This window comes from Streptomyces roseus (assembly GCF_001044425.1).
Classification (GTDB): Bacteria; Actinomycetota; Actinomycetes; order Streptomycetales; family Streptomycetaceae; genus Streptomyces; species Streptomyces roseus.
In genome coordinates this window covers 84,285-105,082 of record NZ_LFML01000018.1, presented here as the reverse complement: position 1 = coordinate 105,082, position 20,798 = coordinate 84,285, and the positions used below count along the sequence as shown (strand labels likewise).

General features: G+C 73.5%; 19 protein-coding genes and 1 tRNA gene. 14 read left to right on the top strand and 6 right to left on the bottom strand.

What is annotated here, in order from left to right; all coding sequences use genetic code 11:
• The 8 genes from ACS04_RS05465 to ACS04_RS05425 form a co-directional block, all read left to right on the top strand.
• Positions 1-904, top strand: a 904-nt coding sequence (locus tag ACS04_RS05465; RefSeq protein WP_048475336.1) for a M23 family metallopeptidase, incomplete at its 5' end; no start/stop codon positions are given.
• Between the two features lie 169 nt (positions 905-1,073).
• A complete protein-coding gene (locus tag ACS04_RS05460; protein WP_048475335.1) occupies positions 1,074-1,859 on the top strand; it encodes an SGNH/GDSL hydrolase family protein in 786 nt (261 codons plus the stop codon).
• Between the two features lie 171 nt (positions 1,860-2,030).
• The gene (locus ACS04_RS05455; RefSeq protein WP_078864442.1) at positions 2,031-3,275 is read left to right on the top strand and encodes an MBL fold metallo-hydrolase; all 1,245 of its coding nucleotides are present in this window, start codon (positions 2,031-2,033) and stop codon (positions 3,273-3,275) included.
• A 312-nt stretch (positions 3,276-3,587) separates the two neighbouring features.
• Positions 3,588-5,348 carry a sensor histidine kinase gene (locus ACS04_RS05445; protein WP_078864440.1) on the top strand — a complete coding sequence of 587 codons (1,761 nt, stop codon included), beginning with the start codon at positions 3,588-3,590 and terminating at the stop codon, positions 5,346-5,348.
• Between the two features lie 35 nt (positions 5,349-5,383).
• Positions 5,384-5,812 carry a roadblock/LC7 domain-containing protein gene (locus tag ACS04_RS05440; protein WP_048475365.1) on the top strand — a complete coding sequence of 143 codons (429 nt, stop codon included), beginning with the start codon at positions 5,384-5,386 and terminating at the stop codon, positions 5,810-5,812.
• A gap of 23 nt (positions 5,813-5,835) precedes the next feature.
• A complete protein-coding gene (locus tag ACS04_RS05435; RefSeq protein ID WP_048475364.1) occupies positions 5,836-6,225 on the top strand; it encodes a DUF742 domain-containing protein in 390 nt (129 codons plus the stop codon).
• Positions 6,203-6,832 carry a GTP-binding protein gene (locus ACS04_RS05430; protein ID WP_048475332.1) on the top strand — a complete coding sequence of 210 codons (630 nt, stop codon included), beginning with the start codon at positions 6,203-6,205 and terminating at the stop codon, positions 6,830-6,832. The genes ACS04_RS05435 and ACS04_RS05430 overlap by 23 nt, the downstream gene beginning before the upstream one ends.
• Positions 6,829-7,368 carry a GAF domain-containing protein gene (locus tag ACS04_RS05425; protein WP_048475331.1) on the top strand — a complete coding sequence of 180 codons (540 nt, stop codon included), beginning with the start codon at positions 6,829-6,831 and terminating at the stop codon, positions 7,366-7,368. Before ACS04_RS05430 ends, ACS04_RS05425 begins: the two co-directional genes overlap by 4 nt.
• Here the strand turns inward: ACS04_RS05425 and ACS04_RS05420 are convergent.
• Both ACS04_RS05420 and ACS04_RS05415 read right to left on the bottom strand, forming a co-directional pair.
• The gene (locus ACS04_RS05420; protein ID WP_048475330.1) at positions 7,343-8,260 is read right to left on the bottom strand and encodes a transketolase family protein; all 918 of its coding nucleotides are present in this window, start codon (positions 8,258-8,260) and stop codon (positions 7,343-7,345) included. The genes ACS04_RS05425 and ACS04_RS05420 overlap by 26 nt on opposite strands.
• An 11-nt stretch (positions 8,261-8,271) precedes the next feature.
• Entirely contained in the window at positions 8,272-8,973 is a 702-nt protein-coding gene (locus ACS04_RS05415) for a thiamine pyrophosphate-dependent enzyme (protein WP_048475329.1), read from the bottom strand.
• 135 nt (positions 8,974-9,108) lie between these two features.
• Here ACS04_RS05415 and ACS04_RS05410 point away from each other — a divergent pair.
• Positions 9,109-9,182 (top strand) — tRNA-Pro (locus ACS04_RS05410).
• Between the two features lie 109 nt (positions 9,183-9,291).
• On the opposite strand, the gene ACS04_RS05405 is transcribed toward ACS04_RS05410, so the two are convergent.
• Positions 9,292-9,726: a VOC family protein gene (locus ACS04_RS05405; protein WP_048475328.1), complete on the bottom strand. Its 435-nt coding sequence runs from the start codon at positions 9,724-9,726 to the stop codon at positions 9,292-9,294.
• Positions 9,727-10,197: 471 nt separating this feature from the next.
• On the opposite strand from ACS04_RS05405, the gene ACS04_RS05400 reads away from it, so the two are divergent.
• The 4 genes from ACS04_RS05400 (at position 10,198) to ACS04_RS05385 (ending at position 16,469) form a co-directional block, all read left to right on the top strand.
• The gene (locus ACS04_RS05400; protein WP_048475327.1) at positions 10,198-10,416 is read left to right on the top strand and encodes a hypothetical protein; all 219 of its coding nucleotides are present in this window, start codon (positions 10,198-10,200) and stop codon (positions 10,414-10,416) included.
• Positions 10,417-10,487: 71 nt separating this feature from the next.
• Positions 10,488-11,291 (top strand): HlyD family efflux transporter periplasmic adaptor subunit, encoded by an 804-nt coding sequence (locus tag ACS04_RS05395; protein ID WP_048475326.1) that lies wholly within the window; start codon positions 10,488-10,490, stop codon positions 11,289-11,291.
• Between the two features lie 74 nt (positions 11,292-11,365).
• Positions 11,366-13,483 (top strand): NHLP family bacteriocin export ABC transporter peptidase/permease/ATPase subunit, encoded by a 2,118-nt coding sequence (locus ACS04_RS05390; protein ID WP_048475363.1) that lies wholly within the window; start codon positions 11,366-11,368, stop codon positions 13,481-13,483.
• A 124-nt stretch (positions 13,484-13,607) separates the two neighbouring features.
• Positions 13,608-16,469, top strand: coding sequence for an NHLP bacteriocin export ABC transporter permease/ATPase subunit (locus ACS04_RS05385; RefSeq protein ID WP_048475362.1), 2,862 nt, complete (start codon positions 13,608-13,610; stop codon positions 16,467-16,469).
• Positions 16,470-16,506: 37 nt separating this feature from the next.
• Here the strand turns inward: ACS04_RS05385 and yczE are convergent, their stop codons facing one another.
• Entirely contained in the window at positions 16,507-17,250 is a 744-nt protein-coding gene (yczE, locus tag ACS04_RS05380) for a membrane protein YczE (RefSeq protein WP_048475325.1), read from the bottom strand.
• A gap of 244 nt (positions 17,251-17,494) precedes the next feature.
• Here yczE and ACS04_RS05375 point away from each other — a divergent pair, with 244 nt between their 5' ends.
• Positions 17,495-19,276 carry a VanW family protein gene (locus ACS04_RS05375; RefSeq protein WP_048475324.1) on the top strand — a complete coding sequence of 594 codons (1,782 nt, stop codon included), beginning with the start codon at positions 17,495-17,497 and terminating at the stop codon, positions 19,274-19,276.
• A 55-nt stretch (positions 19,277-19,331) separates the two neighbouring features.
• Here ACS04_RS05375 and ACS04_RS05370 read toward each other — a convergent pair whose 3' ends face one another.
• Positions 19,332-19,559: an acyl-CoA carboxylase epsilon subunit gene (locus tag ACS04_RS05370; RefSeq protein WP_048475323.1), complete on the bottom strand. Its 228-nt coding sequence runs from the start codon at positions 19,557-19,559 to the stop codon at positions 19,332-19,334.
• Entirely contained in the window at positions 19,556-20,788 is a 1,233-nt protein-coding gene (locus ACS04_RS05365; protein ID WP_048475322.1) for a cytochrome P450, read from the bottom strand. Before ACS04_RS05365 ends, ACS04_RS05370 begins: the two co-directional genes overlap by 4 nt.
• Between the last annotated feature and the right edge of the window lie 10 nt (positions 20,789-20,798).

Sequence of the window (20,798 nt, the reverse complement as noted above, 5' to 3'; positions counted from 1 at the left end):
GCCGCTGCTGGGTGCCGCCGGCGCCCAGGCCGCCCCGGCCGCCCCGGCCGCCCCGGCCGCGGCTCCCGCCGTCGCTCCCGTGCAGGCCCCGCAGCTTCCTGCGGTCCCCGGCTCCGCGCCCGCCGCCGTCGAGCAGGGCTCGCCCGCCACTTCGGCCGTCTACACGGTCGTGCCGGGGGACTACCTCTCCAAGATCGCCCAGGACCGCCGCCTCCCGGGCGGCTGGCAGCAGCTGTACGCCGACAACCGCGAGGCCGTCGGCAGCGACCCCTCGCTGATCCACCCCGGGCTGAAGCTGACCCTGGCCGCCAAGGGCGCGGCCCCGGCCGAGAAGCCGGCGTCGGCCCCGGCGCGCAAGTCCTCCGGCTCCGCGGCGGCCGAAAAGGCCCCCGCGGCCAAGACCTCCGGTGAAAGGGCCGGCGCTCCCGAGGCCGCCGCGGAGGCTCCCGCTCGGAAGAGCGCCCCGGCCAAGTCCGCCGGCGCCGCGGTCAGCGCCGCCGGCTTCGTCGCCCCCGTCGGCGGTGGCGGCATCTCCACCGCGTACAAGACCCCCGGCGCCATGTGGTCCAGCGGCTACCACACCGGTGTCGACTTCGTCGCGAGCTCCGGCACCACCGTGCGTGCCGTCGGCGCGGGCACCGTGGTCTCCGCGGGCTGGGGCGGCGCGTACGGCAACGAGGTCGTGATCCGGCACGCGGACGGCAAGTACTCCCAGTACGGCCACCTGTCCCGGCTTTCCGTGTCGGTCGGCCAGAGCGTCACCGGCGGCCAGACCATCGGCCTGTCCGGTTCCACCGGCAACTCCACCGGCCCGCACCTGCACTTCGAGATCCGCACCGGGCCGTCCTACGGCTCGGACATCGACCCGCTGGCCTACCTCCGCTCGAAGGGCGTGAGCATCTGACGCTCCCGCCCGCCGCCGGAGAGGCAGCCGGACGCGTGAGGCCGGGACCCGAGGGGGGTCCCGGCCTCACGCGCTGTTATTCCGTACCGGACGGGTGGTATAGATCACGGACCGTCAACCCCTGCCTACGGTGGCGTAGGTCACGCGCCGGGGTGAAGGATGTGTTCTCGTGGCAGCGACGAAGACGACACTCAAGACCATCGGCTCGTACGCGGCGATCGGGGACAGCTTCACCGAGGGTGTGGGGGACCCGGGGCCCGGGGGGACCTTTCTCGGCTGGGCGGACCGGCTGGCCGTACTCCTGGCCGATCGGCGCGAGGAAAACGAATTCCGGTACGCGAACCTGGCCGTGCGGGGGCGCCTCCTCGACCAGATCGTGGCCGAACAGGTCCCGCGGGCCAAGGAGCTCGCACCGGACCTGGTGACCTTCTGCGCGGGCGGGAACGACATCATCCGGCCCGGCAGCGACCCGGACGACGCGGCGGAGCGGTTCGAGGCGGCGGTCGCCGACCTCACCGGGGCCGTCGGCCAGGTCATGATCACCACGGGCTTCGACACCCGGGGCGTTCCGGTCCTCAAGCACCTGCGGGGCAAGATCGCGACGTACAACGCGCACGTGCGCGCCATCGCGGACCGCTACGACTGCCCGGTGCTCGACCTCTGGTCCCTGAAGTCCGTGCAGGACCGGCGGGCTTGGGACGACGACCGGCTGCACCTGTCGCCCGAGGGACACACCCGGGTCGCGCTGCGCGCCGCCCAGGTGCTGGGGCTGGAGGTGCCGACCGACCCGGACCAGCCGTGGCCGCCGCAGCAGCCGCGCGGCTCGGTGGACGTGACCCGGGACAACATCCAGTGGGCGCGGGAGTACCTGGTCCCGTGGATCGGGCGGCGGCTGCGCGGGGAGTCCTCGGGCGACCACGTGGTGGCCAAGCGCCCGGACCTGCTGCCGCTCTGAGGAGCGCGCGGGGCGCACGGGAGGGGCAAGGGGGACGCAGGCGGCGGGGGGAGCGCGTGAGACAGGGGGCGCGCGGCGGAATCCTCCGGGGGCGGTACGCGTTGGCAAGGTGGTAGACCGGTATTCCGTACGGCCTTACAACCATCCGCCCCACCCCTCCCAGGAGGCGCTTTGACCGGCTCCCGTCCCCTGCGTCCCCGGCTGCGCGCCTTGCGGCCCGAAGCCTTCGGCGCGGATCCGTCCGGCGCCCGCCTGGAGCGGATCCGGCGCTCGCCGAACTTCGCCGACGGCGCTTTCCAGAACCCGGTCGGGGCCCGGACCAGGCCCTCCGGCTCCATGGCGGAGTTCGCCAAGATCTACTTCCACAAGGAGCAGCGGACGCGGCGCAACCCGGGCGCGCCCATCCCTGTGTACCCGACGACCCTCGCCGAGCTGGCGAAGCCGCCGGTGAGCGGGTTGCGCCTGACCTGGATGGGGCACTCGGGCGTACTCGCGGAGATCGACGGCCGGCGGGTGCTGTTCGACCCCGTATGGGGTGAGCGGTGCTCCCCGTTCCCCTTCGCCGGGCCCAAGCGGCTGCACCCCGTCCCCGTGCCGCTCGCCTCGCTGGGGCCGGTCGACGCCGTGGTGATCTCGCACGACCACTACGACCACCTCGACCTGCCGACCATCAAGGAGCTGGCCGGGACGGACACGGTCTTCGCCGTACCGCTCGGCGTCGGCGCCCACCTGGAGCGCTGGGGGATCGCGCCGGAGCGGCTGCGCGAGCTGGACTGGAACGAGGCCACCGAGATCGCGGGCCTCTCGCTGACGGCGACCCCGGCCCGGCACTTCTGCGGGCGCGGCCTGCGCAACCAGCAGAACACCCTGTGGGCCTCGTGGGTGGTCGCGGGCGACGAGCACCGCATCTTCCACAGCGGTGACACGGGCTACTTCCCCGGGTTCGCCGAGATCGGCGCCGCGCACGGCCCCTTCGACGCCACGATGATCCAGATCGGTGCGTACTCGGAGTACTGGCCCGACATCCACATGACCCCCGCGGAGGGCATGCAGGCCCACCTCGACCTCCAGGGCGGAATCCCGCACGGCACGATGCTGCCGATCCACTGGGGCACCTTCAACCTGGCACTCCACCCGTGGGACGAGCCGGGCGAGGGCACCGTCGACGCCGCGAAGGAGACCGGCGCCGCCATCGCGCTGCCGATCCCGGGCCAGCCCTTCGAGCCCGGCGCGGCCGACGTGCCCGCCGAGCCGTGGTGGCGCCCGTTCGTCCTCGGCGCCCCCTCGGGCGGCCCCGTCGACGGCCCCGCGGCCGTGCCCCGCCACGAGACGGGCGCAGCGGCGGCGACAGCGGCCCGGGTGGCGTCCACGACCGTCGACGGCGGACAGGAGGAGCCGGAGTCCGTCGGCTCGTGACCGGGCCGGACCCCGACGGTCCAGGGCCGGGGCGCGGTGTCGGGCGGACCCGCGCCCGGCCCGGTCCCGGTCCCGCCTGACCGCACGCCGGGGGTGGTGCGGCGTGGATGCCGGTCGTGAACGTGCGCCCCCCGGCGGATTCGGGCTGTCGTGCGAGCGCTCCACCGGGAGCGGGAAGCACCGCGCCGAAGTTCCCCAACTGGGCGTCAGTGGCGTGATCGTGCGGTCTAGCGTGGGTATCCGGTGATCAACACCGTGATCCACACCGGGCTCCGGAACCCTGGGGGCCCGGGCCCCACGTAGAGGACGCCGATGTCCGGACTCCGCGCCGCCCGCCACGCCCCGTCGAGACACGCCGCCACCGGTCCCGCCCGGCAGATAAGGCCCCAGCTCGTGCGCGCCGCCCTGCTGCCCACGCTCGCGGCCGCCCTCAGCGGAGCCGCCGCGGTGATCTTCACTCTCCAGCTCGGCGGGGGCGCCGGGGAGCGGGACGCCCGGCTCTGGCCGGTCCTGGCGGGCTGCGCGCTGCTCGTCGCCGGTGCGCTGGCCGCCGCCCTGCTCGGGGCCCAGCGCGCCGCCAAGGCCGTACGGGACCGCTGCGAGGCCCTGCGCCGTTCCAGCGTGCGCGGGCGCCAGGAGCTGCGGACCGCCGCCGAGCGGCTGGAGCGGGGCGAGTCGCCCGTCCGCCCGGTTCGCGGCGGGCCCACGGCGCCGCCGCCCGGCGCCGACCCGGCCCGGCTCGACGAGTTCTGGCTGCTCTCCCAGGAGTTGCGCGGGGCCCGCGAACACGCGCACACCACCCTCGTACGGCTGGCGGGCCCGGCCGCGCCCTCCGACAGCGACCGCAAGGTCGAGGTGTTCGTCAACCTCGCGCGCCGGCTCCAGTCCCTCGTGCACCGGGAGATCTCGCTGCTCGACGGGCTGGAGGACACCGTCGAGGACCCGGACCTCCTCAAGGAGCTCTTCCACGTCGACCACCTCGCCACCCGGATCCGCCGCCACGCCGAGAACCTGGCGGTCCTCGGCGGCGCCGCCTCCCGGCGCCAGTGGACCCGGCCCATCGACCTGAGCGAGGTGCTGCGCTCCTCCGTCGCGGAGGTCGAGCAGTACACGCGGGTCAAGGTGGTGCCCCCGGCGGGCGGCACCGTACGCGGGCACGCCGTCGCCGACGTGGTGCACCTGCTGGCCGAACTCGTCGAGAACGCCACGGTGTTCTCCGCACCCGACACCGACGTGGTGCTGCGCGCCGAGCGGGTCACCGCGGGCATCGCCATCGAGGTGGAGGACCGCGGGCTGGGCATGCCGGCCGCCGAGCAGCACCGGATGAACGCCCTGCTCGCCGATCCCGACCAGATCAGCGTCCGGCAGCTGCTGGCGGACGGGCGGATCGGCCTCTTCGTCGTCGCGGCGCTGGCCCGGCGGCACGGGATCGCCGTCGAGCTCAAGTCCAACATCTACGGCGGCGTGCTCGCGGTGCTGGTGCTGCCGCAGGAGCTGCTGGGTGCGGAGGCGCCCAGCGCCGCCGACGCGCTCGGGGGTTCCCGGGCCACCTCGTGGGGGACCGGGGACGGGGGCTCGGGGATGCCCCCGCTGGAGCCCGTACGGGTGCCGCTGCCCCGGCAGCAGCCCCAGCCCCAGCCGCAGTCCCGACCCCAGCCGCAGCCGCAGCCCCAGCCGCAGTCCCGACCCCAGCCCCAGCCCCAGATGCGGCGGGAGCCCCAGCCCCAGATGCGGCGGGAGCCCGAGCCCCAGGTGCCGCGGGAGCCCGACCCCGAGGTGCTGCGGGAGCCCGAGCCCCAGCCCGACCCCGAGCCGGCCGCACCGACCTGGGCTGCGGAGCCGCCCGCGCCGGTCCCGCCGGCCATGGCGCTGGTCTCCGTACCGGCGGCCCGGACGGATCCCGACCGGCCGGCCCTGCCCCGCCGCCGGGCCCAGCACCACCTCGTCCCGCAGCTGCGCGACGCCCCCGCCCCGCGGCCGGCCGACGCGCCCGAACAACCCGTCCACGACCCGGGCCTGATGGCCGCCTTCCAGCGGGGCTTCGGCCTCGCCCAGTCGGAGAACCAGCCATGACCCCGACCCCTCACCCCGGCAAGGAGCGCACCACCATGGGCGGCGAAGCGGCGACCAAGCCCAACCGGCTCTCGGACCTCGACTGGCTGCTCAGCGGCCTGGTCCAGCGGGTCCCCTACACACGCAGCGCGGTCCTGCTCACCGCCGACGGCCTCGTCACCTGCGTCCACGGCCTCGACGAGGACAGCGCCGACCACCTGGCGGCCCTGGCGTCCGGGCTCTACTCGCTCGGGCGCAGCGCCGGATCCCGGTTCGGGGCCGGCGCGGGGGTCCGGCAGGTGGTGGTCGAGCTCGACTCCGCGCTGGTGTTCGTGTCGGCCGCAGGCGCCGGCACCTGCCTCGCGGTCCTGGCCGACCGCGAGGCCGACGCGGGCGTCCTCGGCTACGAGATGGCGATGCTGGTCAAGAGCGTCCGGCCGTACCTGGCGGCCCCGCCGCGGCGGCCCGCCGGCGACCCGGAGTGATGTGCGCCCGCGCCGGGTACGGCATGGGGGTCTCGCGCGACACGCCCTGGCTCGACGATTCGGCGGGCCGGGTCATGCGTCCGTACACGGCGAGCGGCGGGCGGACCCACCCGGCCGCCGCACTCGACCTGCTGTCCCTGGTGACCGCGACGGGGGTGCGGCCGCGCGGCCCGCTCGGCGCGGAGCACACGCTGGCGCTGCGCCTGTGCGCGGGCTCCGCCGCGGTCACCGTCGCCGAGGTGGCCGGACAGCTGAGGCTGCCGGCCGTGGTGGTGAAGGTACTGCTGTCCGACCTGATGGAACACGGGGCCGTCACGGCGCAGGCGCCGCGGTTCCCGGGCGGCGGTTACGTCGCCGCCGACGACCAGAACCTGCTCCGGGCGGTGCTCGATGGCCTACGCCGACGACTGTGACACCCGCACCGCCCCCGCCCTGCCCGCGACGCTCAAGATCCTGGTCGCGGGTGGGTTCGGGGCGGGCAAGACGACCTTCGTGGGCGCGGTGAGCGAGATCGAGCCGCTGTCTACGGAGGAGCTGCTCAGCGGGCTGAGCGAAGGGGAGGACCCGCTCGACGGGGTCGAGGCGAAGACGTCGACGACCGTCGCGCTCGACTTCGGCCGGATCACCCTGGACGAGCGGCACGTGCTGTACCTCTTCGGGACCCCGGGACAGCAGCGGTTCTGGTTCCTGTGGGAGGAGCTGTGCACGGGCGCGCTCGGCGCGGTGGTCCTCGCGGACACGCGCCGGCTCGACGACTGCTTCCCGGCCGTGGACTTCTTCGAGCGGCGCGGCATCGGGTTCATCGTCGCCGTCAACGAGTTCGACGAGGCCCACCGCTACACCCCCGACGAGGTGCGGGAGGCGGTGGGTCTCGGGCCCGAGGTGCCGGTCGTACGGTGCGACGCGCGGCTGACCAGTTCGGGGACCGGGGCGCTGGCCGCCCTCGTCCAGCACCTGCTCTTCACGGCGGCGGCGCAGTCGCCGGGATCCTGGAACCAGGAGGGGGGAAACCCGCGATGACGTACTACGAGTCGACCGGACACCTGCTGCTCACACCGGTGGACCGGGAGGCGCCCGCGCGCACCGTCCGGCTGCGCGAACTGGGCCTGGGGGAGCGGACGGACACGGAGTTCGACGCCTTCGCCCGGCAGGTCTCCGACGTACTGGCGGCGCCGTACGCGGGGGTCAACTTCATCGGTGAGGAACGGCAGTTCTTCGCCGGCCTGCACCACGCGCCGGACGCCCCGGCGAGCGGCTACCCGGCGCGGGTGCTGCCCCGGGACCACGGGTACTGCCCGCACGTGGTGGTGCGGCGCCGGGCGCTGGTGCTGGAGGACGTACGGGACTTCGCGCGCTTCGCGGGCAACGCGGTGGTGGACGAGAGCGGGGTCCGGTCGTACCTGGGCGCGCCGCTGATCGACCGGACGGGGACCGTCCTGGGCACGGTGTGCGCGGTGGACGTGGAGCCGCGCCGGTGGGGGATGCAGGGGCTGGCGACGGCCAAATCCCTGGCGGCGGAGCTGCTGGAGATCATCCACGGGCGGGAGGACGGGTGAAGGCGTCGATCCGCCGCCGCAGGCAGTGCGGGTCCAGCCCGTGCGCGGCGGTGTGCTCGTCCATGGTGCCGAAGCGGCGCAGCTCGGAGCGGCCGACGCCGAGCCCGAGGATCCGGTGCGGGACCTCCGACAGGGCTTCGGAGGCGGCCGCCGTGGAGGTGCCGGCCAGGTAGGGCTCGACGAGCACGACATCGGCCGTGCCCCGGGCGACGGCCCCGCGCAGGGCCGCGTCGTCGAAGGGGCGCACCGTGGTGGCGTACAGCACGGTGACGTCCAGCCCCTGCGTCGCGGCGAGCACGTTGTCCAGCAGCGGTCCGACGGCGACGACGACGGGGGCGCCCGGGCCGCCCTCCCGTACGGTGCGCAGGCCCACGCCGTCCACGGGGCGCGGCGCGGCGTTCGACTGCTGCGAGAGCCGGACGTAGACCTTGTCGTCCCCGGCGGCGTAGGCGTGGCGCAGCAGGGCCTCGGCCTCGTCCGGATGGCCCGGCACGTGGACCGTCCAGCCTTCGAGGGTGTCCAGCAGCGCCACGTCGCCCGGCGCCATGTGCGTGAACCCGCCCGCCGGCCAGTCGTAGCTGGCGTTGGCGCTGACCAGGACCCCGCCCGTGCCCTGGTGTCCGAAGTCCAGCTTGATCTGCTCGAACGGCCGCTCCACCAGGAAGCTGGCGAAGGTGTGCATGATGGGCCGCAGCCCGGTGAGGGCAAGCCCGCCGCCGACCCCGATGAGCAGCTGCTCCCTGATCCCCACGTTGATCACCCGTTCCGGATGGCGCTGCCGGCTGGGCCGGAACCCGTCCATGGTGATCTCGGCGAGCACGAGCGCCAGCCGCGGATCCTCGTCGAGCGCCCGCGACGTGACGGAGACGAACCGCTCCCGCATGTTGTCCACGATGATCCCCTCTACTGCTTCTTCTCGACACGGGCGACGACGGCGTGCGGCCGGCCCGGATGCGGTGTGGTGAAGGCGGCGTGCAGCGCCTCGTGGTCCCGGCCGTCGACGGTGACCGCCGACCAGCCGGCGGCCTCGAAGCGGGAGGCGATCCCGCCGCGCCAGCCGTGGGTCGCGGAGTCGTTGTCGATCACCACGGTGTGCAGCCGCTCCAGCCCGGCGGCGCCCGCGTAGGCGATGGCCTCGTGGTTGCTGCCCTCGTCGAGCTCCGCGTCCCCGATCAGCACCCACACCGCCGGCTCGTCCAGCCCCTGCGCCCGCAGACCGAGCGCACTTCCGACGGCGAGCGGCAGCCCGTGCCCGAGCGAGCCGCTGCCGATCTCCGCTCCGGGGACCAGCGTGCGGTCCGGGTGGTGGCCGAGGGGAGAGTCGTACGAGCCGAAGCCGCTCAGCCACTCCACCGGGAAGAACCCCTTGGCGGCGAGTACGGCGTAGTACGCCATCGGCCCGTGCCCCTTGGAGAGCAGGAACCGGTCCCGGCCGGGCTCCTCGGCGCCCTCGGGCCGCACGCGCAGCACCCGGTCGTAGAGCACCCACAGCACGTCGAGCGTGGAGTGCGCGGCGGGCGCGTGCTTCTCGGCCCCGGTCATGAGGGCGATGAGCCGGCCCAGATCGTCGTAGCGGAACCCCGTGTCCGCGGTTGCCTGTGTCATGCACCGATCGTGCAACCTCAAGTCCGCTTGAGGTCAAGCACCCCGATCCCGGGCCGGGTGCGCGCGACCACCCCGGGAAGTGCGGTATTGTTCTCGTGCGCGTTCACCCCGGGGAAACCCCAGGTCAGCGCGTATCGGGACGTGGCGCAGCTTGGTAGCGCACTTGACTGGGGGTCAAGGGGTCGCAGGTTCAAATCCTGTCGTCCCGACTCGTGAGAGTCGTTGATCAGGGGCCGTGTCGGAATCATCCGGCACGGCCCCTGATCGTTTGCGGGAGGTGCGCGCCGCTCTCCCTCGTGCGAGCCGTCAGTCGCGCTGTCAGTCGAGGCAGAACTCGTTGCCCTCGACGTCCTGCATCAGGATGCACGACTCGTTGTCCTCGTCCGCGGTCAGCACCCGCACGCACACCGCGCCCAGTGCGACCAGTCGTGCGCACTCGGCCTGGAGCGTGGCCAGGCGTTCGGCCCCCACGAGACCGGTGCCGACCCGTACGTCGAGGTGCACCCGGTTCTTGGCGACCTTGCCCTCGGGGACGCGCTGGAAGTAGAGCCGCGGGCCGACCCCCGAGGGATCACCGCAGGCGAACCAGGAACCCCGGTCCTGGGGAGGCTGGGAGTCGTTGAACGCGTCCCACGTGGCGAACCCCGCGGGCGGCGGCGGTATGACGTACCCCAGCACCTCGCACCAGAAGCGGGCGACGCGCTCGGGTTCCGCGCAGTCGAACGTGACTTGGACCTGCCTGATCGATGACATCGGGGCACCGTAGCAAAGGGGCCGGGGTCGGTTGATCACTCGGCCGCGGCATCAGTCCCCGCGCCGGTCCTGGCCGTAGGGCGTCCCGCGGCGTCAGCGGCGTCCGGCAGGACGTCCGACCGTACCCAGCGTGGTCGGGGTGTCGCGCGCTGTCGCTCCCCGGAATCTTCACCCCGTGAAAGTGGAGTGGGTGCGTCCTGTTACATCCCGGGCTGAGGTTCAGTCCGGTTTGGGTGGTTGTGTGGAGTCGGGCCGCCGGGCCGCCCTCAGGTGTTACTCGATCTTGTGGAGGAGGTGTGGTGATCCACCGAATTGATCGGAGAGTTCGTGTCGTACGTCGTCATGCCGCCCCATTCGGGGTGTCAACGCGGTTGGCTCGACTGCTCGTTCGCGTGCTTTCATCAGTTCGACGCGGGCGGTGAGGCCGCGTCATTCGCGAATTGATCAGACGACTGAAAGGGTGCGCACATCATGCGTAACGACATCGAGACCCGTGAGATCGCCGACAACGAACTGGACGCGGTTTCCGGCGGTGTCAGCATTTCCGGCGGCCTTCTCGGCGCCGCGACCGGCGACGTCTTCCACGTGGTGAACACGGTCACCTCGCTCCACACGGTCCAGGGCGTGCAGGCCCTGCCCGGCGCGGTCGAGGGCATCGTCGGCGTGCGCGCCGGTGTCGCCGGCCTCTGAGCCGACTGTCCGTATGAGGGGACCCCGGGGCGTCATGCGTTCCGGGGTTCGCCGCGTGTGAAGGGGAGTTCGTGCAGTTTCGTCGAAAGGCGCTCTCCAAACTGAATGCGGGCGACGAGCTCGATCTGCCCGTGCGTTTCGCCCGGCCCCAGGGGAAATTCGCGCTCGGCGTGAGCGTCCTCGTCATGGCCGTCCTCGGTGTCTGGGTGTTCACCGGGTCCGTTTCCACCAAGTTGAGCGCACCCGGAATTCTCACGCGCGCCCAGGGCAGTTATCTGCTCCAGAGCCCGTTCTCCGGACAGGTCACCGCCGTGCTCGCCCAAGAGGGCCGGCTGCTCCCGCCCGGAGCACCCCTGCTCCAAGTCGCCACCGAACAGGGCGAACGGACCGTGCGCGCCGTAGCCGGCGGCCGGGTGACGAGCCTGGTCGCCAAGACGGGGGCCGTCGTGGCGACGGGTGCGGACCTCGCCGTCCTGGAGCGGGTCAAGAGCGCCGACGAGCCGTTGGTCGCCGTCCTGTACGTGTCCGGTGCGGGCGGCGCGGACATCCGCGTCGGGGCCCTCGTCGACCTCGACGTGCAGTCCGCACCCCGGCAGCGGTTCGGCGTATTGCGCGGGCGGGTCAAGGACGTGGGGCGCGCTCCCCAGACGCAGGCGCAGATCGCCGGCTTCCTCGGCGACGCCCGCCTCGCCGCTCAGTTCGCCCGCCAGGGCAGTCCGATCGCGGTGCTCGTGCAGCTCGAAGGCTCCGCGACCGCCTCCGGCTACCGCTGGTCCACCGCGGGCGGACCCCCCTACCCCCTCGACTCCACGACGCCGGTCACCGGAGCCGTCCACCTTCCGGCACAGCGCCCCGTCGATTGGCTGCTCCCGTGACCGTCTCCACCCGCGGCCGCCAGCGCGCGCCGCGCCGTACGCCCCGCCCCGTACGCACCCCCACCGTGCTCCAGATGGAGGCGGTGGAGTGCGGGGCCGCCGCGCTGGCCATGGTGCTCGGCCACCACGGCCGCTTCGTCCCCCTCGAAGAGCTGCGCATCGCCTGCGGGGTGTCCCGCGACGGCTCCCGCGCGGGAAACCTGCTCAAGGCAGCCCGCGGTTACGGGCTGAGCGCCAAAGGCATGCAGATGGACCTCGGCGCGCTCGCCCGGGTGAGCCCGCCCGCCATCCTCTTCTGGGAGTTCAACCACTACGTCGTCTACGAGGGCACGGGCCGCCGCCTCGGCCGCCGCGGCGCCTACGTCAACGACCCCGCCAAGGGCCGCCGGTTCGTCCCCATGGAGGAGTTCGACACCGCCTTCACCGGCATCGCGCTCGTCTTCGAACCCGGCCCGCGCTTTCGCCGCACCGGCCGTCGCCAGGGCGTCATGAGCGCCATGCCGGCCCGCCTGCGCGGCACTTCGGGCACCATGCTCGCCGCCGTGCTCTCCAGCCTCCTGCTGGTGGCCGTCGGCGCGACGGTGCCCGCGCTGAGCCGTACGTACATCGACACGTTCCTCATCGGGGAGCAGACCTCCCTGCTCGGCGTGGTGTTCGCGGCGTTGGGGGCGGCCCTCGTCCTCACGGCCGTGCTCACCTGGCTCCAGCAGGCCAACCTGCTGCGCGGCCGCATCATCTCCTCGACGCTCGGCAGCGCCCGCTTCCTGCGCCATCTGCTCCGGCTCCCGGTCTCCTTCTTCACCCAGCGCAACCCGGCCGACCTCGTCCAGCGCCTGCGGTCCAACGACGCGGTCGCCGAGACCCTCGCCCGTGACCTGGCCGCCGCGGGCGTGGACGCCGTGGTGGTCGTGCTCTACGCCGTCCTGCTGTGGACCTACGATCCGCAACTCACCCTCGTCGGCGTGCTCATCGCCCTGCTCAACCTGGTGGCCCTGCGGATCGTGATGCGGCTGAGGGCCACCGGCACCCAGAAGCTGCGCGCCGAGAACGCCCGGCTCACCAACACCTCGTACAGCGGTCTCCAGCTCATCGAGACGATGAAGGCCACCGGCGGGGAGAACGCCTTCTTCCTCCGCTGGGCCGGCCGGCACGCCGTCACGCTCGACGTGCAGCAGCGGCTCGGGGTCCCCAGCGCCTGGCTGGCCGTCGTCGCGCCCACGCTCGCCGCGCTCAACAGCGCGCTGATCCTCATGATCGGAGGCGTGCGCGCGGTGGAGGGACACCTGTCGGTCGGCCTGCTCGTCGCCTTCCAGGCCCTCGTGACCAGCTTCACCGCGCCGATCACCCGCCTGGGCGGCGTGGCGGGCCGGATCCAGGACTTCGCGGCGGACGTGGCCCGGCTGAAGGACGTGGAGAACTTTCCCGTCGACCCGCTCTACCTGCGCCCCGAGCCGCTCTCCGGCACCCGCCGCCTCAAGGGCCACGTGGAGCTGGACGGGATCACCTTCGGCTACAGCCCCCTGGACGCCCCGCTGCTGAAGAACGTCTCGCTCGCCGTCGGCCCCGGGCAGCAGATCGCCCTCGTCGGCGGCTCGGGCAGCGGCAAGTCCACCGTCTCCCGGCTGATTTCCGGCCTCCACACCCCGTGGGAGGGCGCCATCCGCATCGACGGGATGCGGCTGGAGGACATCCCGCGCGGCGCGCTGGCCGCCTCCGTGTCCTTCGTGGACCAGGACGTGTTCCTCTTCGAGGGCACCGTCCGCGACAACGTCGCCCTGTGGGACCCCTCCATCCCGGACGAGGCCGTCGTCGCCGCGCTCAGGGACGCCGCCGTCTACGAGGTCGTCGCACGCCGCGCGGGCGGCATCCACAGCCGCGTCGAGCAGGACGGGCGCAACTTCTCCGGCGGCCAGCGCCAGCGCCTGGAGATCGCCCGCGCCCTGGTGCGCCGTCCCAGCGTCATGATCCTCGACGAGGTGACCAGCGCGCTGGACGCGGCGACCGAGCAGATCGTCATCGACAACCTGCGGCGCCGCGGCTGCGCCTGCGTGGTGATCGCCCACCGGCTGAGCACCGTGCGCGAGAGCGACGAGATCGTCGTACTCGACCGGGGCACGGTCGTGGAGCGCGGGCGGCACGAGCAACTGCTCGCCGCGCGGGGCGCGTACGCGGCACTGGTCAAGGAGCACTGACGTGGCGACCCCGCACCAGACCCACCCGTCCCACCAGGCCAACGAAGCCCACCAGACCTATCAGACCCACAAGACCCATCCGACGCACGCCGGGGCGGATCCGGTCGTCGCGGCCCTCGGCGGCCTGGGTTCGGCCGTCGACTGCACCGGCGTGCGCAGCCTCTCCCTGGAGGGGCCGCTCGTCCTGTGGCTCGTCGTCCAGGGGGAGCTGGACCTGTTCGCCGTCGACGCCGCCCAGGAGGGCCACTGGCACTTCCTCGGCCGGCTGGAGTCGGGCACGCTGTTCCTGGGCCCGGTCGACGGGCCCGCGCACACGCTGACCGGGCGCCCGCTGCCGGGCTGCGTCCTGCGCCGCACGGAACTGCGCGAGCTGCACCGGCCCGCGCCCGCCGGATCCTGGGACGGGTACGGCGAGTACGCCGAGTACGGCGGCCACGGAGCGTACGGACAGCACGGAGCGTACGGACAGTACGGCGAGTACGCCGGGCACGCCGAGCCGTGGCAGCCCGCGCCCAGCCCCCTGGAGGACGCCTTCGCCCGCGGCATCGGTCGGGGCCTTCGCGTCCTGTACGAGGCACCGCTGGAGGGCGGCCCGGACACCGCCGGCCGCGGCGGGGCCGACGAGGACATCCTGTGGATGCAGATCCCGCCGGGGAGCGTGCAGTACGGCGCCGTGTACGAGTCCCACGACGGCACGGCCACCGCCGGCACGCTCCTCGTCGACGAGGCCCTGTGGCAGGGGATGGTCGAGCGGCAGTACCGCTTGCTGTGCGCCATCGACCGCCGCATCGAGCAGGACGAGCGCGCCCACGCGGACCGCACCGCCGCCGGGATCGAGGCCGGGGAGGCCGCCCGCACCCAGGCGGACCGCGCCCTGCTCGCCTCCATCGGCCGCTCCCGCCGGGGAGCGCGCGGCGGCGCCGGCGACGACGCGACCTTCGCCGCGTGCCGCCTCGTGGCCGCCGAAGCGGGCGTCACCCTGACCGAACCGACGGGCGCCGCGGGCGACTTCGGGCGCACGGACCCGATCGAACGCATCGCCCTCGCCTCCCGGGTCCGCACCCGCCCGGTCAAGCTCGCCGGCCGTTGGTGGCGGGAGTACGGCGGCCCGCTGGTCGGCCGTCGCGCGGACGACGGCGCCCCCGTCGCCCTGCTCTGGCGCCGCGGCCGGTACGAGGCCGTCGACCCGGCCACCGGCGCCCGTGCCCCCGTCCGCCGGCGCGACGCGGCCGCCTTCGCGCCGCACGCGGTCATGTTCTACCGCCCGCTGCCCGACCGCATGCCGGGCCTGGCGCACCTGCTGCGCTTCAGCGTGTGCGGCAGCGGCCAGGACCTGCGCAGCCTGGTGCTCGGCGGACTCGGAGCCGTCGGGCTCGGCGCGCTCGTCCCCGTGGCCACCGGCCGGGTGCTCGGCACGTACGTACCGCGCGGTGAGGACGGCCTCATCACGCAGACCGCGCTGGCGCTCATCGCGGCAGCGGTGGTCTCGGCCGCCTTCATGCTGCTCCAGAACGTCTCCGTCCTGCGGATGGAGGGCCGCATCGAGGCCACCTTGCAACCTGCCGTGTGGGACCGGCTGCTGCGGCTGCCCGTGACCTTCTTCACCGGCCGCTCCACCGGGGAACTCGCCGCCGCGGCCATGGGCATCAGCTCCATCCGCAGCGTGCTGTCCGGCATCGTCTCGGTCTCCCTCCAGGCCGGCACCGTCGGCGCGATGAACCTCGTGCTGCTGCTCGTCTACAGCGTCCCGCTGGCGCTGGCCGCGCTCGCCATGCTGAGCGGCGTCGCCGCGGTCTTCCTCGGCCTCGGGCTCTGGCAACTCCGCTACCAGCGGCAGCTGCTCAGGCTCGGCAACAAGCTGGACAACCAGGCGTTCCAGACCCTGCGCGGACTGCCCAAACTGCGCGTGGCCGCCGCCGAGAGCTTCGCGTACGCCGCCTGGGCGCGGGAGTTCGCCCGTACCCGCGAACTACAGCAGCGCATCGGCCGGATCAAGAACGTCCTCACCGTCCTCAACGCGGTCTACCTGCCGCTCTGCACGCTCGCGATGTTCATGCTGCTCGCCGGGCCGGCCCGCGGCAGCATGTCCGCGGCCGAGTTCCTCACCTTCAGTACCGCCGTGACGATGATGCTGGCCTCCGCCACGCAGCTGACCGGCGCCCTGCTGTCGGCCGCCGCCGTGCAGCCGATGTACGAGCAGGTCAAGCCGATCCTCGACGCCGTCCCCGAGGTGCGGGCCGCCGGCATGAGCCCGGGCGAACTCGGCGGGGCCGTGGAGGTGCGGAACCTCTCGTACCGCTATGCCGACGACGGCCCGCTCGTCCTCGACGACGTGTCGTTCGCGGTGCGGCCGGGGGAGTTCGTCGCGATCGTCGGGGCCAGTGGCTGCGGCAAGTCGACGCTGCTGCGCATGCTCATCGGCTTCGACCGGCCGGCCTCCGGCAGCGTCCTGTACGACGGGCAGGACCTGGCCGCGCTCGACCAGGGGGCCGTACGCCGACAGTGCGGGGTCGTCCTCCAGAACGCCCAGCCGTTCTCCGGGTCGATCCTCGACTGCATCCGCGGCTCCGGCACGTACTCCCCGGAAGAGGCGGCGCAGGCCGCCACGCTGGCAGGACTCGCCGAGGACATCAAGGCCATGCCGATGGGCCTGCACACCGTGCTGTCCGACGGCGGGGGGACCGTCTCGGGCGGCCAGCGCCAGCGGCTGATGATCGCCCAGGCCCTCATCGGCAAGCCGCGCATCCTCTTCCTGGACGAGGCCACCAGCGCGCTCGACAACGAGGCGCAGCGCGTGGTCACCGAGTCCACCCGCGCCCTGCGCGCCACCCGGATCGTGATCGCCCACCGGCTGTCCACCGTCATGGACGCCGACCGGGTGATCGTGATGGCGGACGGCCGGGTGGTCCAGCAGGGCCCGCCCGCCGACCTGCTCGCCGATCCGGCGGGCCCGTTCCACGAGCTGGTCCGCCGCCAGGTCGGGTGAGGAGGCCGGCCCGGGGAGGGGCCGGGCGGGGAGGCCGTCAGCCGCAGGCCGAAGCCGGGGCAGTAGCGGGGGCTGAAGCCGGGGCGGCAGCCGTCGCCGAGGCCGGGTCGGCAGCCGGGGCCGAGGCCGGGACGGAAATCGGGGCCGGTGCCGGTGCCGGTTCCGCCGCGGCCTGCGGCGGCAGGGCGAAGACGCGGAGGAAGAGCTGGGAGAGCGGGCCGATGGCCAGCGCGTAGGCCACCGTGCCCACGCCCGCCGTGCCGCCCAGCAGGACTCCGGCCGCCAGGACCGTCAGCTCGATGCCGGTACGGACCAGCCGCAGCGAGCGCCCGGTCCGCCGATGCAGTCCGGTCATGAGGCCGTCGCGCGGGCCGGGACCGAAGCGGGCGGCGATGTACAGGCCGGTCGCGACCCCGTTGAGGACGATGCCCGCCGTGAGCAGGGCGGCCTGCGCGAGCGCGCCGTGCACGTCCGGCAGCACGGCGAGGGTGGCGTCCATGGTCAGGCCGACGGCGAACACGTTGGAGACCGTCCCGAGCCCGGGCCGCTGCCGCAGTGGCACCCACAGCAGCAGGACCAGCGCTCCGACCGCCACCGAGACCGTGCCGATGCTCCAGCCCGTCCGCTCGGCGAGCCCCTGGTGGAAGACGTCCCACGGGTCCAGCCCCAGCCCGGCGCGGACCAGGAAGGCCGAGCTGGCGCCGTACAGCGCGAGCCCGACGTAGAGCTGGAGGAGCCGGCGGGGCAGACGCCGCGCGGGGCGGGTGGGGGCGAGGGACACCGGTGAAGCCTTTCGAGGAGCCAAAGACCGACAGGTCTTACCGTGTGGCATCCCCCGAACGGCCCAACAGGGCCAATCCAAACCAAGTGGCCCTACTTCCGGTCGGCTGATCCGGGCCGCACCCCACCGTGTCGCCCGCCGTGAGAACACGCACATTTTCGACCCTTTTGGTCCGAATTGATGAATGCTGGTTTCCGTCCACACCGACCCACCAGCGCCACCGGCACCGGGAGAGACGAGACACATGCGACGCGTACACCGCCTGAAGGTCAACCGGCGAACGGCCCTGCCCCTCGCCGGCGGAGCCGTCGTCCTCGGCTTCGGCGGCCTCTACCTCACCGGTCTGGCGGTGGCGGGCGACGCCATCGCCGACGGCACCCACGTCCGCGGTGTCGACATCGGCGGCATGAGCCGCACGCAGGCCAAGAGCGCGCTCGACCACGCGCTCGGCCCCGCCGCGGCCGCCCCGATCGAGCTGCGGATCGGCGACCGGACCGAGAAGGCGGCCCCCGCCGCGTTCGGGCTCTCCCTGGACACCGCCGCCACCGTCGACCGCGCCGCGCAGGCCGGATCCGACCCCGTCACCGTGATCGGGCGTCTGCTCACCCCGGCCGAGAGCCGGGAGGTCGAGCCCGTGATCCGGACGGACGGCCCGACCAGCACCGCCGAGGTCGGCCGGATCACCGCCGCCGGCCGGCAGGCCCGCGACGGGGACATCAGCTTCGAGGACGGCACGGCCCGGGTCACCGCCCCCGTCACCGGGGTCGCCGTACGGGCCGGCCAGGCGGCCGACACCGTACGCGCCGCCTACCTGCGCCCCCAGGGCGGGCCGGTCACCCTGCCCGTGGACCGGAAGGCCCCCGCCGTGGGGCAGCAGGAGACCGCGCGGGCCCTCAAGGAGTTCGCCGAGCCCGCGATGTCCGGCCCGGTCACCCTCTCCGTGGCCGGGAAGACCGTCACCCTCACCCCCGCCGTGCTGGGCAAGCACCTGTCGGTCGAGCCCGACGCACAGGGCCGGCTGGCCCCGAGGCTGGACGCCAAGGGGCTGCTCGCCGAGCCGGCGGTCGCCCGGCAGATCGCCGCGGCCACCAGCCCTTCGCGCGGGGCCGCCTTCACCGTGGACGCCTCGGGCCGCGCGGTCCTCACCCGGGACGGGCGCTCCGGGGTGCAGGTCACCGAGAAGGCCTTCGCCGACGCCGTGGTCCCGCTGCTGACGCGCACCGGCGCCGCCCGTACCGGCGAGGTCGCCGTGACGACGGTCCACCCGCGGCTGACCGCCGAGAACGCCGAGCGCCTCGGCATCAAGGAGAAGATGTCCTCCTTCACGGTCGCGTTCCCGGCCGCGCCGTACCGCACCACCAACATCGGGCGGGCGGTGGAGCTGATCAACGGCTCCGTCGTGATGCCCGGCGAGACGTGGAGTTTCAACAAGACGGTCGGCGAGCGGACCAAGGAGAACGGCTTCGTCGACGGCATCATGATCAATGACGGCCAATACGTGAAGTCCCCCGGCGGCGGAGTCTCGGCGGTCGCGACGACCATGTACAACGCCATGTTCTTCGCGGGCGTCCACCCGGTGGAGCACGGGGCCCACTCGTTCTACATCGAGCGCTACCCGGAGGGCCGCGAGGCCACCGTCGCCTGGGGCACCCTCGACCTGCGCTGGAAGAACGACTCCGGCCACGCGATCTACGTGAAGGCCGAGTCCACCGACACCTCGTTGACCATCAGCCTGCTCGGTACGAAGAAGTACGACGAGATACGGGCGACCCAGGGCCCGCGGGAGAACACCACCCCGCCGGGCAAGCGCACGGGCTCCGGCCCCACCTGCGAGGTCCAGACCCCGCTGGAGGGCTTCGACGTGGCCGTCGGCCGGGTCTTCGTCCAGGGCGGCAAGGAGGTCAAGCGCGAGACCTACCGCACCCACTACACCCCGCGCGACGAGGTCACCTGCGAGAACCCGGCGACCCCGAGCCCCTCGGCGACCCCGACGGGCCCGGCCGCACCGCAGCCGGGCCGCGCCTGACGGCTGGGCCGCGTCCTTCGTGTCAGGGCGGGCCCGAACCCGGGCCCGCCATGGCCTAGACGAAGCCCGCGGGCTGGCGGGCCCGCCAGGAGTGGGCGGGGGTGTGCACCACCGACGTCAGGTTCCGGTCCCAGTGGGCCCGGTGGCGGCGGGAGGAGCGGGAGTGGGGCGCGCACGGCACGGGGGCCGTGCGCGCCAGTACCAGCAGGGCGGCCGTGAGGGCCGCCAGTTCTATGTGGTCCGGGGCGCCCCGGACCACCCTGATCCGGTGCCGGCGTATCACCAGGTCACCGGCAGGGTCTTGGGTCCCCGGATCAGGGCGCCGGCCTGCCATTCGAGCTGCTCGGGCGGCACGGCCAGGGCCAGGCGCGGATAGCGTTCGATCAGCGTGGTGATGATGATCTCGGACTCCATACGGGCCAGCATCGAGCCGACGCAGTGGTGGGGCCCGTTGCCGAAGGCCATGTGGGCGATGGGGCCGCGGTCGAAGTCCAGCGTGTCCGGGTTCGGGAAGACCTCGGGATCGCGGTTGGCCGCGAGGTACGAGGAGTACACCGTGTCCCCGGCCTTGATCGTGACCCCGGCGATGTCCACGTCCCGCGTGGCGATCCGCGGCAGACCGACGCCGCTGCGGTGCGGGATGAACCGCAGCAGCTCGTCGACCGCCTGGGGGATCATCTCCGGCTCCCGGCGCAGCCGTTCGTGGTGCTCCGGATGGGTGAGCAGGGCGTACACCATGTTCGCGCTGTTGTTGCGGACGGCGTGCGCACCGCTCACGAGGATCGCGGTGGCGATGGAGACGGCCTCCGGCTCGGTGATTTCCCCGGCGTCGGCGGCTCCGGCGAGGACCCCGGCCAGGTCGTCGCTCTGCTTCTCCCGCCGCATGGCCAGCAGGGTGACCACGCATTCGCGCACCGTCTTGAGGGCGTCGGTGCTCTTGTCGGGGGCCGGGCCCGGGGTCATGATCACGTTCGCCCAGGAGGTCATGTCCTGGCGCATGTCCTGCGGCATTCCGAGCAGGTCGGCGACGGCCGCGAGCGGGAACGGGCCGTGCAGGTGCTCGACCAGGTCCGCCGGCGAGCCGTGCCGCTCCATCTCGTCCAGGAGCTGGTCGGCCGTGTGCTGCACGGTCGGCCGCAGCTTCTGCATGCTCTTGCCGGTGAACGCCCGGGCGACCACGCGGCGCATGTCGTTCAGGCGCGGCGGGTCGGCGTAGTTCATCGACGCCTGCTGCGAGGCGATCGCGTGCGGGGAGGAGGCGGTGATGGTGCGGCCGACCAGCTCCGACCGGCTGAAGCGCGGGTCGGTGGTCGCCGCCTTCACGTCGGCGTAGCGCGCCATCAGCCAGGCGGTGCCCTGGCCGAACGGCAGCCGGATCCGGGTGGCCCGGTCGTCCCGCAGGCGGTCGTGCAGGAACGGGTCGAATTCCAGCGCCTCGAAGTCGTCCAGGTTCCAGCAGTGCACCGGTTCGCCCGAGGCCGGGTCCACCGCGGCGTCCCTCTCCGGGTCCATCTCCGGCTCC

Excerpts from the sequence above, each read along its gene's own strand:
- ACS04_RS05400 (WP_048475327.1), top strand. The coding sequence starts at position 10,198 with ATGCGTAACGACATCGAGACCCGTGAGATCGCCGACAACGAACTGGAC.
- ACS04_RS05440 (WP_048475365.1), top strand. The coding sequence starts at position 5,384 with ATGGGCGGCGAAGCGGCGACCAAGCCCAACCGGCTCTCGGACCTCGAC.
- ACS04_RS05430 (WP_048475332.1), top strand. The coding sequence starts at position 6,203 with ATGGCCTACGCCGACGACTGTGACACCCGCACCGCCCCCGCCCTGCCC.
- ACS04_RS05425 (WP_048475331.1), top strand. The coding sequence starts at position 6,829 with ATGACGTACTACGAGTCGACCGGACACCTGCTGCTCACACCGGTGGAC.
- ACS04_RS05375 (WP_048475324.1), top strand. The coding sequence starts at position 17,495 with ATGCGACGCGTACACCGCCTGAAGGTCAACCGGCGAACGGCCCTGCCC.
- ACS04_RS05405 (WP_048475328.1), bottom strand. The coding sequence starts at position 9,726 with ATGTCATCGATCAGGCAGGTCCAAGTCACGTTCGACTGCGCGGAACCC.
- ACS04_RS05415 (WP_048475329.1), bottom strand. The coding sequence starts at position 8,973 with ATGACACAGGCAACCGCGGACACGGGGTTCCGCTACGACGATCTGGGC.
- ACS04_RS05445 (WP_078864440.1), top strand. The coding sequence starts at position 3,588 with ATGTCCGGACTCCGCGCCGCCCGCCACGCCCCGTCGAGACACGCCGCC.
- ACS04_RS05390 (WP_048475363.1), top strand. The coding sequence starts at position 11,366 with ATGGAGGCGGTGGAGTGCGGGGCCGCCGCGCTGGCCATGGTGCTCGGC.
- ACS04_RS05365 (WP_048475322.1), bottom strand. The coding sequence starts at position 20,788 with ATGGACCCGGAGAGGGACGCCGCGGTGGACCCGGCCTCGGGCGAACCG.
- ACS04_RS05435 (WP_048475364.1), top strand. The coding sequence starts at position 5,836 with ATGGGGGTCTCGCGCGACACGCCCTGGCTCGACGATTCGGCGGGCCGG.